At 32.8% G+C, this 12699-nt stretch carries 12 protein-coding genes; 11 read left to right on the top strand and 1 reads right to left on the bottom strand.

Annotated elements, in window-relative coordinates; translation table 11 throughout:
- Positions 1-16: 16 nt before the first annotated feature.
- A complete protein-coding gene (locus EV214_RS10445; protein ID WP_132245492.1) occupies positions 17-1363 on the bottom strand; it encodes an MATE family efflux transporter in 1347 nt (448 codons plus the stop codon).
- Positions 1364-1593: 230 nt separating this feature from the next.
- On the opposite strand from EV214_RS10445, the gene EV214_RS10440 reads away from it, so the two are divergent.
- The 11 genes from EV214_RS10440 to EV214_RS10390 all read left to right on the top strand — a co-directional run bounded on the left by EV214_RS10440 (position 1594) and on the right by EV214_RS10390 (position 12688).
- Complete coding sequence (locus EV214_RS10440; protein ID WP_132245490.1) at positions 1594-1773, top strand: hypothetical protein; 180 nt, start codon at positions 1594-1596, stop codon at positions 1771-1773.
- A 6-nt stretch (positions 1774-1779) separates the two neighbouring features.
- A complete protein-coding gene (gene truA / locus EV214_RS10435) occupies positions 1780-2520 on the top strand; it encodes a tRNA pseudouridine(38-40) synthase TruA (RefSeq protein WP_132245488.1) in 741 nt (246 codons plus the stop codon).
- Positions 2521-2590: 70 nt separating this feature from the next.
- Positions 2591-3265, top strand: a complete 675-nt coding sequence (locus EV214_RS10430) for a Crp/Fnr family transcriptional regulator (RefSeq protein ID WP_132245486.1) — start codon at positions 2591-2593, stop codon at positions 3263-3265.
- Between the two features lie 124 nt (positions 3266-3389).
- Positions 3390-4733 carry a Sapep family Mn(2+)-dependent dipeptidase gene (locus tag EV214_RS10425; protein ID WP_243116615.1) on the top strand — a complete coding sequence of 448 codons (1344 nt, stop codon included), beginning with the start codon at positions 3390-3392 and terminating at the stop codon, positions 4731-4733.
- Between the two features lie 158 nt (positions 4734-4891).
- Positions 4892-6409, top strand: a complete 1518-nt coding sequence (locus tag EV214_RS10420) for a YfcC family protein (protein ID WP_132245482.1) — start codon at positions 4892-4894, stop codon at positions 6407-6409.
- A 151-nt stretch (positions 6410-6560) separates the two neighbouring features.
- Positions 6561-7781, top strand: coding sequence for a peptidase T (gene pepT / locus EV214_RS10415; RefSeq protein WP_132245480.1), 1221 nt, complete (start codon positions 6561-6563; stop codon positions 7779-7781).
- A gap of 345 nt (positions 7782-8126) precedes the next feature.
- Complete coding sequence (potA, locus tag EV214_RS10410) at positions 8127-9170, top strand: spermidine/putrescine ABC transporter ATP-binding protein (protein ID WP_132245478.1); 1044 nt, start codon at positions 8127-8129, stop codon at positions 9168-9170.
- A gap of 2 nt (positions 9171-9172) precedes the next feature.
- A complete protein-coding gene (locus EV214_RS10405; RefSeq protein WP_132245476.1) occupies positions 9173-10009 on the top strand; it encodes an ABC transporter permease in 837 nt (278 codons plus the stop codon).
- A complete protein-coding gene (locus EV214_RS10400; RefSeq protein WP_132245474.1) occupies positions 10003-10776 on the top strand; it encodes an ABC transporter permease in 774 nt (257 codons plus the stop codon). The genes EV214_RS10405 and EV214_RS10400 overlap by 7 nt, the downstream gene beginning before the upstream one ends.
- Positions 10777-10828: 52 nt before the next feature.
- Positions 10829-11842: an ABC transporter substrate-binding protein gene (locus tag EV214_RS10395; protein WP_243116623.1), complete on the top strand. Its 1014-nt coding sequence runs from the start codon at positions 10829-10831 to the stop codon at positions 11840-11842.
- Positions 11843-12115: 273 nt separating this feature from the next.
- On the top strand, positions 12116-12688 hold the full coding sequence (locus EV214_RS10390) for a biotin transporter BioY (protein ID WP_132245472.1): 573 nt from the start codon (positions 12116-12118) through the stop codon (positions 12686-12688).
- Positions 12689-12699: the final 11 nt, after the last annotated feature.

Genomic DNA, 12699 nt, shown 5'->3' with positions numbered 1-12699 from the left:
ACCTGTTTTTTTTAGATTATAAATCAATTTCTACCCATTTTTGTTTTCGAAATCGATTAAATAGAATAGATGAAAATACGAAAAACGATGTAATTTCTGCTAACCACATACCTGCAACACCAAATTTTAATGTGATCGTAAAGATGTAACATAGCGGAACAAACATAGTCCATGCCCTTAATCCAGTAATAATCATGACCGCTTTCGTATCACCTGCACCTCTTAATGCGCCGGATAGTACAATCATAAAATTAAGAAAGGGTTGATTAAAACCTGCAACAAACATGGCAAAAACAGAAAGATTAATAATGGCTAATTCCTTTGTAAAAATGCTTAATAAATGTCTAGGGAAACATATAAAGAACATGCCTATAAATATCCCCCAAATAACACCTAAAAAAGAAACTGTATATCCTGTATCCAATGACTTCTTTATATCTTTTTCGCCAAGGGTTTTTCCTACGAGTGTTGCTGCAGCGATAGACATACCAACAGCAGGCATAAAAGATAGTCTTTCGATACTTAGTAGGATACGAAAGGCAGCTTCTGAAGCTGTGTCTAGCTTGGAAATAATTATGCTAGAAGCGATAAAAGATACATTCATTGAAAGCTGTTCAATGGCGCCTGGATAACTTATTTTCCAAAGAGGTTTTAGTACTTCTTTTGTGACTTTTAAGTTTTCATATATAAGTTTACATTGGTCTTTTCCTTTTAAAAGAACATATAGGTATAGAAGCATACCTATGCACCTAGAAAAAGCAGTAGAGACAGCGGCTCCTTCAATACCCATATTCGGAAAGATCCAAAAACCTGTCATCAAAAAATAATTCCCAATAATATTTAAAATATTGGTGATGAGTGTAATGAGCATGGGTGTTTTTGTATCACCAATACCTCTTAAACTAGCAGCAACAGAGAAAGAGACAAACATAAATAAGATACTGTAAGCAATCGGTTGAAAATAAGCTAATGACATATTTAAAACAGCAGAGGATATGTCATAAACCATAATCAATTCTTTTTTGAAAATCAGGGAAAGGATGAAAATGATCGATCCAACAAATAGATTTAAGGATAGATTTTGCCCTGTTATTTTATTGAGTTCAGTATAATTTTTTTCTCCAAAACGTCGCGCAACCATTGCGGTAGCTCCTGTATTAAAGGATGAAAAGATAAAAATAAGTGAAAAGACCAGTTCGTTGCAAAAACCAGCTGCGGCGAGGCCGTTCTTTCCGATAATCCTTCCAATCATCAAGGTATCCGCAATATTAACTAAGGTATTTAATCCCATTTCTACAATAGCAGGTAAAGCAATAGTCAATATAGATAAGATTAGGGTTTTGTTTTTCTTTAATATATTCATAAATATTCTCCATGGTCTTTAAATAATGATATAACCATAGTATAGCATATTTATTTGAAAATATAGGTAAAACTTAAGGAAAATAGAATTTGTTACGGTGTAATGAATGAGAAACGATTAAAATTGAGAAAAGGGAATTTGCAGAAAATGTAGAATATATTGAATATAGGATATGAATAGAATAAAAAATTGATTGTATAGATAAAAATAGCAGATCGGGGGATCGTTCAATGATAGAATATATAAAGAAAAATATAAGAATGAACTTTCTTTTAATCGGAGGATTTATTGGATTTTTTTTCACAATGTTTTCGAATTTTGTGGTAGGATATATAATTGGTGGAGCTATAGGATATGCTATAGGAAATGAGATCGAAAAAAAAATAGATGTAAATAGGAAGGGGTCATAAATTTTAATGAGAAACATAAAACTAACCATCGAATATGATGGGGCTAGGTATAATGGATGGCAAAAACTAGGGGATACGGAAAATACAATTCAGTCTAAACTTGAAAAGGTTCTTTCTGAAATGACAGGTAGAAAGATTGAGGTTATTGCTTCAGGAAGAACGGATTCAGGGGTGCATGCACTCGCGCAAATTGTGAACTTCAAAACAAATATAAACATGAGTACGAAAGAAATAAGACGGTATTGTAATCAATATCTTCCAAAAGATATTGTGGTAAAAGGCATAGAAGAAGTAGACGAACGTTTTCATGCAAGGTATAATGCAAAATCTAAAAAATATTTATATAGGATAAGAATTGGCGCAATCCCAACAGCTTTTAATAGAAAATATACTTACTATGTGCCGAATTATTTGGATATAGAAGCGATGCAAAAAGCAGGCAGTTATCTTTTAGGAGAACATGATTTTAAAGCTTTTTCATCTGTAAAATCTAGTAAAAAATCAACAAGTAGAGAAATATTCGAAATGGATATTACAAAAGAAGAAAATGAACTGCACCTACTATTTCATGGAAATGGATTTTTACATAATATGGTTCGAATTATGGTAGGAACCCTTATAGAAATCGGAGAAGGAAAAAGAACTCCTGAGAGCATAAAAGATATTTTCGCATCAAAGACTCGAGAAAATGCGGGCGTTACTGCGCCAGCGCAAGGATTATTTTTGTATGAAGTATTTTATGATTAAAAAAGATTTGAATAAAATTTGTAAGTTTCTTGAAAGACGTTTTGTTGTATATAATTAAGGAGAATACTTTATGTATGAAAAAATATTTGATCAAGATGTGCAAAAAAAGATGGATATTTTTTTTATAAATAACTTAGCAAAGCATGGGAAAATTGAAATTTTAAAAAAAGGACAGATTATTAATCCTAATAATGCAGATAGTATTTATATTATCCTTGAGGGTGAATTGAATCAAGTTATGTATTCAAAAAATGGTGATGAAATCATTTTCTATAGAATAACAGCAGGAAGTATATTTGGAGAAATAGATTTTTTTGATGAAAATAGAACTTTTGTTGTCAATAAAGCTGTGACAAATGGGAAAATATCGGTGGTAAGTAGGGACGTTATAGAATGTAGATTAAAAGAAGATCCTGAGATGTATCATTATTTTTTGATGAGTATCATAAGAAAACATAGAATGATTATGTTAGAATTAACAAACTTCCAATTTAATGATTCTATTGGGAAATTAGCAGATTTTTTTATAAGACTATACTATACAGAAAACATAAATTTAAAGAACAATATAAGTATTGTATTGACGCACGAAGAAATTGCCAACAGAATAGGTCTTAATAGGATTACAGTTACAAATGGAATAAAGCTATTCAAAGATAAAAACTATATAGAAATTAAAGAGAGAAAAATAATTATTAAAGATATTGAAGGGCTTAAAAAGCTTACGAATATACCTATAGAATAATCAGAAAAATATTCTGATTATTTTTTTTATTACCACAAATTGTAATATAGACTACAGAAAAAAACTTTTTTTTCATATAAAATTCGAATAACGACAAAAAATAAATTATAAAAGAGGATGGATGATGAAAATAATAAAAGAAAAAATCGAATCTAATTTTAATGTGTTTATTGAAGATCTTAAAGCGTTAATTCGTATACCGAGTGTTTATGAAGAGGATGAAAGCCCATATCCTTTCGGGAAGAATATAGATGACGCTTTAAAAGAAATGTTAGCCATCTCGGATAAGCTAGGCTTTGATACATTTTATGATCCTAGAGGGTACTATGGATATGCGGAATATGGAAATGGTGATGAAATGATTGGGGTTTTGGGACATTTAGACGTAGTTCCGCCAGGGGATTTGAAAAAATGGGATACGCAGCCTTTTAGTCCGACTATTAAAGAAGGTAAATTATTTGGTAGAGGAACACAAGATGATAAAGGTCCTACTTTAGGAGCAATGTATGCCCTCAAAGCCATCATGGATAGCGGTGTTAACGTTAACAAAAAGGTAAGATTTATATATGGAACGGATGAAGAATCTCTTTGGAGAGGAATTGAGGAATACAAGAAGAAAGAGAAAATGCCTGATTATGGATTTACACCAGATGCAGATTTCCCATTAATATATGCAGAAAAAGGACTTTTGCAAGTAAATTTGGTTGCAAAAAATGAAACGAATATAAGATTAAAAGGAGGAGATGCCTATAATTCGGTTCCTTCAGAAATTTTGTATGAGACGAAAGATGCAGATTCGTTAGTAGAAGCTTTAGAAAAATTAAATTTTGAGTACAAAAAAAATAATCGTATGATTACGGTTATGGGAAAAAGCGTTCATGCGAAAGATGCTGAAAAAGGAATCAATGCCATATGCAGATTACTCATAGCAATGGATAAAATCGGATTAAAATCGAAATGTATTGATTTTATAGTTGAGAATATTTTAGAAGATGCATTGGCAATTAAGATTTTTGGAGAATGTAAAGATGATGTATCTGGCGCACTTAAATTTAATATTGGGAAAATAAATATGGATGAAAATAATGAAACTTTAAATATTGACATAAGAATACCAGTAAGTATAGATAAGGAATTTGTTTTAAATAAATTAAGTAAAGTTGTACAAAAATATGGTTTTATTATTGTGGAAAACGATTATCTAAAATCTATCTATACACCACTTGATTCTAAACTTGTACAAACATTAATGGAAGCGTATGTGGAAATTACGGGAGATTCAAAAAGCTTGCCTGTTTCATCAGGGGGAGCAACCTATGCTAGGGCTATGGACCGTTGTGTGGCTTTTGGAGCAGCTTTTCCATATACGGAAGAAACAGAACATCAGCCAAATGAATGTATTAAGTTAGATGAAATGAAAATGGCGATAGAGATTTATGCATGTGCTTTATTAAAATTATTAAAATAAATTTTTATTAAAGGAATAATAGGTCTTAAAGGAGGGATTGCATCCAAAATAAAAATATGGAGTAAATCTGTGAAAACAGTACTTTATGTGATGTATACGTGGTTACTTAATGTAATAACAATGATGGGATTTTGTGATGAAGATAAGGGAGGAATAGTATGAATACGCAAAAGCAAAAGAAAAAAAGAAGTTTTCCTACGGCCTATACGGTATTATTTATTGTTTTAATTTTCGCAGCAATTTTAACCTATACAGTTCCGGCAGGGTCATATGCAAAGCTTTTATTTGATGATAGTACAGAAATGTTTGTAGTGACTTTACCGGATGGAGAATCAACACAAGAATATCCAGGTACACAAGCTACACTAGATGAACTTGGGGTTAAGGTAGATATTTCTAAGTTTACGGATGGAAGTATCTATAAAGCAGTTGCCATCCCTGGTACTTATGAAAAACTACCAAGTAATCCACAGGGAATTTTTGAAATTCTTAAAGCACCAATTGAAGGGCTTTATGATACAGTAGACATTATTATGTTTGTATTTATTATAGGGGGGATCATAGGTGTTCTTAACAGCAGTGGGGCCTTTGATGCTGGGTTTGCAAGTCTTTCTCGTATGACAAAAGGGAAAGAATATTTACTGATTGTAGTTGTTACTTTTTTAATATCTTTAGGAGGAACAACCTTTGGTCTTGCAGAAGAAACTATAGCACTCTATCCAATTTTAGTTCCGGTGTTCATGGTAGCAGGATATGATGCGATTGTATGTATCGCAGCTTTATACATGGGTTCATCTATTGGCACAATGTTTTCAACGGTAAATCCGTTTTCTTCTGTTATTGCATCAAATGCCGCAGGTATATCTTTTACAAATGGGTTGATGATCAGAGGGGTTGGACTTTTCATTGCTACGATTATAACCATTGTATATATTGTTAGATATGCTGAAAGAATCAAAAAAGATCCTTCAAAATCACTTATTTTTGATCAAAAAGACGATATAGAAAAGAGATTTTTACATGTAGATAAAGAAGTTCCAGAATTTACTTTTAGACGGAAATTAATGATTTTACTTTTTGCATGTACTTTTGGGGTGATGATTTGGGGTGTTTCTTCTCAAGACTGGTGGTTTAAAGAAATGACGACTTTATTCCTCGCTTCAGGAATCGTTATTTGTGCAATTTCTGGAATGGGTGAAAAAAAAGCGGTAGGAAACTTTGTGGCAGGATCAGCTGATCTTGTAGGTGTTGCTTTAACAATTGGGGTTGCGAGAGCTGTAAATATCATCATGGATAATGGATTGATTTCTGACTCAATCCTTCATGGAGCAACCAACATTGTTACTGGAATGAATGGTGGGGTATTCTCTATATTGATGTTATTAATATTCTGTGTCCTTGGATTCTTTATTCCATCTTCATCAGGATTAGCAGTATTATCAATGCCTATTATGGCACCACTCGCTGATACGGTTGGATTACCAAGAGATGTGATTGTTAGTGCTTATCAATATGGGCAAGGCCTAATGGCATTCATTACACCAACAGGACTGATATTGGTTACGCTTTCGATGGTAGATGTAACCTATGATAAATGGTTGAAATTTATTATGCCTTTAATGGGAATCATAGGAGGATTTTCAGCAGTCATGTTATTAGTTCAAGCATTCGTTTAAAGTAAAAAAATGGGGGATCACAATTTAGAAAGTACTTTCTATTGTGAGATACCCTCTTTTTCTTATCTCGATTTTCAATAAAATAGGGTATGGATGAGATGCATGAACTGTAAACTTTTTAAAAAGAATAAGGAGTAAGGAGGAGATAAGAATGGAAAGAGCTTATGAAAAATTTCTTAGATATGCAGTCATCAATACAAAATCAGATGAGGATTCAGAAACTACACCAAGTACGATGACGCAATTTGATTTGGCCAATGTATTAGTAGAAGAGCTAAAGGTTATTGGAATAGAAGATGCCCATGTGGATGAAAACTGTTATGTGATGGGAACGCTAAAGGGGAATGTTGAAAATGCAGCAGTGATAGGGTTAATTGCTCACCTAGATACAAGTCCTGATTTTTCAGGTGAAAATGTTAAACCGAAGATAATTAAAAATTATGATGGAAAGGATATCGTTTTAAATAAGGAATTAGATATCATGATGCGTGTATCAGATTTTCCATATCTAGCAGATTATAAAGGACAAACGCTGATTACTACAGATGGCACTACGTTACTTGGCGCAGATGATAAAGCTGGTATAGCAGAAATAATGACTGTAGCAGAATACTTTATAAAGCATCCTGAAATAAAGCATGGTGATATTAAGATTTGTTTTACACCAGATGAAGAAATTGGTAATGGTGCAGACAAATTTGATGTTGAGAAATTCGGAGCAGATTTTGCTTATACCATAGATGGTAGTTTTATTGGAGAAATTGAATATGAAAACTTCAATGCGGCTTCTGCTTCTATTAAAGTTCATGGGGTGAATATTCATCCAGGTTCAGCAAAGCTAAAGATGAAAAATGCAATGCTAATAGGTATGGAACTGAATGCCCTTCTTCCAATATTCGAAATCCCTCAATATACAGAAGGTTATGAAGGTTTTTTTCATCTTGATGAATTTACTGGAACAGTTGAACTTACGAAGATGGAATATATTATTCGTGATCATGATATGGGAAAATTTCTTAATAAAAAAGTTTTAATTGAAAAGGCTTGTCAATTTATGAATGATAAATATGGTGAAGATACAGTGGAACTTGTATTAACGGATTCATATTTTAATATGAAGGAAAAGATTGTACCCGTAATGCATATTGTTGATTCAGTAGTAAAGGCGATGGAAACAGTAGGGGTAAAACCTATTGTTAAAGCCATAAGAGGAGGTACAGATGGAGCAAGACTTTCTTTCATGGGACTGCCAACGCCCAATATATTTACAGGAGGATTTAATTTTCATGGTAAATTTGAAACAATATCTATAGAATCTATGGATAAAGCTGTAGAAACGATCATTGCGGTTATAAGATCCTATGCTAAATAAATTTTTAGGCTGATCGCAATATTCATTCACAATTTACAAAAAAAGAAAAAAAGAATAGGCTATAGCATAAGGAATGAATCTTAAAGCTAATAGCGTATTCTTTTTGTTTTGTCTTTTTTAGATGTTTGAGGCATCTATTTTAATGAAGTAAGAACAGTAAAAGATTATAAATTAAATAAGAATATATTGCTATACTTATTGACAAATTCCTTCAAAAAAAATATAATTAATTGGTTTTAGTTTTAATAAACTTTAAGATTACAAATACTAAATATTCTTTTTTATATTTATATAGAAAAAGGTGATAGAATCAAGAGAGATCAATGTAGAAGGAGGGCTATTAATATGAATGACTATATTGTTGAATTAAAAAATATTTCTAAAATATTTGGAGATAAAGCAGTCTTATGTGATATAGATCTTAGTATAAAACAAAAGGAATTTGTAACGCTTTTAGGGCCTAGTGGTTGTGGTAAGACAACAACACTAAGGATTATAGGCGGATTTGAGCATGCAACGACGGGAGATGTTTATTTTGAAGGAAAGAAAGTCAATGACATTCCACCCTTTAAAAGACAAATCAATACGGTCTTTCAGAAATATGCCCTGTTTCCCCATTTAAATGTTTTTGAAAATATTGCTTTCGGGTTGAAAATAAAAAAGATTGATAAAGATGTGATTCAAGAAAAAGTAAAAGAAATGTTAAGGTTAGTGAATTTACAAGGATTTGAAAATAGAAAGATTGATTCCTTAAGTGGTGGGCAACAGCAAAGGATTGCTATAGCAAGGGCTTTGGTAAATGAACCAAAGGTATTGCTTTTAGATGAACCCCTTGGGGCGCTTGATTTGAAGCTGAGAAAAGGGATGCAAATAGAGCTGAAAAAGATTCAGCAACGCGTTGGGATTACCTTTATCTATGTAACCCATGACCAAGAAGAAGCCCTAACCATGTCTGATCGGGTAATCGTAATGAGTGAAGGAGAAATTCAGCAGATTGGAAAGCCAGAGGATATCTATAATGAACCTGTTAATCGGTTTGTTGCAGATTTTATTGGAGAGGGAAATATATTGGATGGATGTATGTTAGAAGATTTTTCTGTTAAAATACAAGAGAAGGTACTTCCCTGTGTAGATAAAGGATTTGAAAAAAATGAAATGGTCGAGGTTTTAGTAAGGCCTGAAGATATAGAAATTGTTAGGGAAAACGATGGTATGATGAAAGGAATCGTAATCTCTGTCATATTTAAAGGCGTTCATTATGAAATGGAAGTAAAGGATGAGTTAGGGTTTCATTGGATGATTCATAGTATACATATGTCTAAAAAAGGCCAGCAGGTAGGACTCGTGATTGTGCCAGATGCGATACATATCATGAAAAAGGGGGCATAGCAATGAAGAAGAAGTGGCTTTCTATCCCCTATGCATTGTGGGCATTGATTTTTAGTATCGCACCCCTTGTGATTATTGCCGTATATAGCTTTTGTAGTCGATCTCCTTATGGAAAGATTATTTATAAATTTACTTTTGAGCATTACAGAAAATTCATGGAACCTATTTATTTAAATGTTTTATGGAGATCTCTCCTATTGGCAATGATTAGTACAGTTGTATGTTTGTTGGTAGGATATCCTATGGCTATGATTATATCAAAAGCTTCTCTTAAGAAAAGAAACATTTTGATGATGCTATTTGTACTACCTTTATGGACAAACTTTCTACTTCGAACCTATGCATGGATGGTTCTTTTAAGAGATCAAGGACCTATTAATCAACTGTTATTGTCTTTAGGCATTATTGATGAGCCCTTAAAGCTTTTGTATAATACAGGCGCTGTAACACTGGGAATGGTCTATAATTTCATACCATTTATGGTACTGCCTGTATATTCTGTACTCGCAAAGATGGATGAGTGTTTGATTGAAGCGGCAAAGGATTTGGGTGCTACTTCTACACAAGTTTTTTTGAAGATTACTTTGCCACTAAGTATGCCGGGGGTTGTGTCAGGGATTATCATGGTATTTATGCCAGCCGTGAGTACCTTTGTTATATCTGATTTATTAGGTGGGGGACAAACGATCTTGCTTGGAAATCTGATTCAAAACCAGTTTTTAGTAGCAAGAAATTGGCAGTTTGGTTCAGCCATTTCCATGATTATGATGGTATTGATTGTAATTGCTATGACCATAAGCAGTAAATATAAGAGTGAGGATGGGGGAGGATTATGGTAAAGAAACTAATTAAAAGAGGATATGCACTCCTTGTTTATTTGTTTTTGTATCTGCCTATATTCTTGTTGATCCTTTACTCTTTTAATGATTCAAAATATAGAGGCAGTTGGAGTGGCTTTACATTGCGGTGGTATAAAGAACTTTTTAAGGATAGAACGATTGTTGCAGCCTTATATAATACATTTGCAATCGCTATCTTATCAGCACTCATTGCAACAATTATAGGGACAATCAGCGCGATTGCTATACATAAGATGTCCCCTAGATGGAAAATGACTTTTATGAACGTTACATACTTACCAGTAATGAATCCAGATATTGTAATCGGTATATCTCTTTTAGCTCTTTTTGTGGCTTTGAAGATGCACCTTGGATTTTTTACTATTTTACTAGGTCATATAACGTTTAATACCCCTTATGTGATTTTGGCCGTATTACCAAAGTTAAAACACCTAAATCCATATCTAGAAGAAGCCGCGCTAGATTTAGGTGCAACGCCTATGCAAGCTTTTTTCAAGGTGGTTTTACCAGAAATTATGCCAGGGGTGGTAACGGGAGGCTTGCTTGCATTTACATTATCATTAGATGATTTTATGGTAAGTTTTTTTACTACAGGATCAGGGGTGAATACGTTATCAATCAAGGTGTATTCTATGACAAAGCTTGGTGTAAGCCCTAAGATTAATGCTTTATCAACGCTGTTGTTTATAGGCGTTTTAAGTTTGTTTGTGTTACTACAAAGTAGAGAAAAAAATATAAAAGAATGAAAGGATGATCTGATTGAAAAGAATCGTATTATTAATGGTGGTATGTATGCTTATGGTAGGGGTTGTTGGATGTGGTCAGGGAAAGACCAATGAACAGGGTTATTATGACAAATTAAATGTATACAACTGGGGAGATTATATAGAGCCGGCAGTTTTAGAAGATTTTGAAAAAGAATATGGGATTAAAATAAACTATGAAAATTATGCCACAAATGAAGAAATGTTTGCAAAGATTCAAGCGGGAGGAACGGACTATGATGTTATATTCCCTTCAGAGTATATGATTGAAGCGATGATGAATGAAGGGCTGTTGCAAGAATTAGATTTTAAAAATCTACCCAATTATAAAAATATAGGAGATCAATTCAAAAATATTGCATATGATCCAGATAATAAATATTCTGTTCCTTATTTTTGGGGAACGATGGGCATTGTATATAATACAAAGAAAGTAGATGGGAAAATAGATAGCTGGGATGCTCTTTGGGATGAAAAGTACAAAGGCGATATTGTCATGATTGATAGTGTACGTGATACAGTTGGTATTACCCTTAAAAAATTAGGATATTCTTTAAACACGAGAAATATGGATGAACTAGAAAAAGCAAAAGAAGCATTGATCAAACAAAAACCTTTAGTAAAAGCATATGAAGTAGATGCATATAAGGATATGATGATTTCTGGAGAAGCGGCAATGTCTCTTGCTTGGTCAGGAGATGCAATGCTTTTAATAGATGAAAATCCTGATTTAGCTTATACAATTCCAAAGGAAGGAACAAATCTTTGGTTTGATGCCATAGCGGTGCCTACTACAAGTAAGCATAAAAAAGAAGCAGAACTTTTTATTAACTATATGATGAGACCAGAAGTGGCTGCAAAATGTGCAGCGTATGTGAAGTATGCTACAGCAAATACAGAAGCCATGAATCTCCTTCCAAGAGAAGATGTAGAAAATGAATTGGCTTATCCAAAGGGAGATCTATTTGAAAAGGGAGAAGTATTCATAGATTTAGGAGAGTTTACTACAGAATATGATCGTATTTGGACAGAGATAAAGGTGCATTAAATAAAAGTTTTATGTAAGGACTTGATTCATCAAGAAAATAATTAGAATAACAAGAGAAAAAGATAAAGTTTATGGACTATTTGTAAAATAGACCATACACTTTATCTTTTTTGAAATTATGTGGATTGTAATGAAGCAATAGATTGGCACTTGTGGTGAATACTTCTAAGGAGAAATGTAAAAAAATAACGTTAACCAATGACGGCTATGAAGTTGACAAAAGACGAGCGCTCCTATAAGATAAAAGCACACAAATATAAGGAGGCAAATAATATGAAATTCAAAACAAGAGATATGATATTGGTTGCAATGTTTGCAGCCCTTACAGCTATTGGTGCTTTTATAAAAATCCCAACGCCTATTGTGCCTGTTACACTACAATATTTATTCTGCGCTTTTTCAGGTATATTTTTAGGTGCTAGATTAGGACTTTATTCTCAGCTTTTATATGTAGCAATTGGACTTAGTGGCATCCCTATTTTTGCACAAGGGTCAGGATTGTCCTATGTGTATAAACCAACATTTGGATATTTGATTGGATTTATGCTTTGTTCATATATAATTGGTAAATTTACTGAAAAACTAAAAGAAGTAAATTTCAAGAATTTATTTTTCCCTGTAATAACAGGACTCTTAGCTGTATATAGTGTAGGGGTTCCTTATATGTATATGATTATTCGTTATCATATTGGTAAACCCATTACTTTTATGACAGCTTTAAAATTGGGATTTTTCCCTTTTATTATACAAGATATCTTTTGGAGCGTTTTGATCGTATATACAGCAACAAAAGTAATTCCTTCGCTTAGAAAAGCAGGATATGTTTCAGAAAAATTTGAAAAATAATCTGAGGAGAT

Origin of the sequence: Marinisporobacter balticus (assembly GCF_004345705.1) — a bacterium.
Classification (GTDB): domain Bacteria; phylum Bacillota; class Clostridia; order Peptostreptococcales; family Thermotaleaceae; genus Marinisporobacter; species Marinisporobacter balticus.
The sequence above is the reverse complement of the archived record's forward strand: the minus strand, read 5'-3'. Positions and strand labels throughout refer to the sequence as shown.

What these genes read in the sequence shown, in the direction of transcription:
- EV214_RS10445 (WP_132245492.1), bottom strand. Translation starts at nt 1,363, where the DNA reads ATGAATATATTAAAGAAAAACAAAACCCTAATCTTATCTATATTGACT.
- EV214_RS10440 (WP_132245490.1), top strand. Translation starts at nt 1,594, where the DNA reads ATGATAGAATATATAAAGAAAAATATAAGAATGAACTTTCTTTTAATC.
- truA (WP_132245488.1), top strand. Translation starts at nt 1,780, where the DNA reads ATGAGAAACATAAAACTAACCATCGAATATGATGGGGCTAGGTATAAT.
- EV214_RS10430 (WP_132245486.1), top strand. Translation starts at nt 2,591, where the DNA reads ATGTATGAAAAAATATTTGATCAAGATGTGCAAAAAAAGATGGATATT.
- EV214_RS10425 (WP_243116615.1), top strand. Translation starts at nt 3,390, where the DNA reads ATGAAAATAATAAAAGAAAAAATCGAATCTAATTTTAATGTGTTTATT.
- EV214_RS10420 (WP_132245482.1), top strand. Translation starts at nt 4,892, where the DNA reads ATGAATACGCAAAAGCAAAAGAAAAAAAGAAGTTTTCCTACGGCCTAT.
- pepT (WP_132245480.1), top strand. Translation starts at nt 6,561, where the DNA reads ATGGAAAGAGCTTATGAAAAATTTCTTAGATATGCAGTCATCAATACA.
- potA (WP_132245478.1), top strand. Translation starts at nt 8,127, where the DNA reads ATGAATGACTATATTGTTGAATTAAAAAATATTTCTAAAATATTTGGA.
- EV214_RS10405 (WP_132245476.1), top strand. Translation starts at nt 9,173, where the DNA reads ATGAAGAAGAAGTGGCTTTCTATCCCCTATGCATTGTGGGCATTGATT.
- EV214_RS10400 (WP_132245474.1), top strand. Translation starts at nt 10,003, where the DNA reads ATGGTAAAGAAACTAATTAAAAGAGGATATGCACTCCTTGTTTATTTG.
- EV214_RS10395 (WP_243116623.1), top strand. Translation starts at nt 10,829, where the DNA reads ATGGTAGGGGTTGTTGGATGTGGTCAGGGAAAGACCAATGAACAGGGT.
- EV214_RS10390 (WP_132245472.1), top strand. Translation starts at nt 12,116, where the DNA reads ATGAAATTCAAAACAAGAGATATGATATTGGTTGCAATGTTTGCAGCC.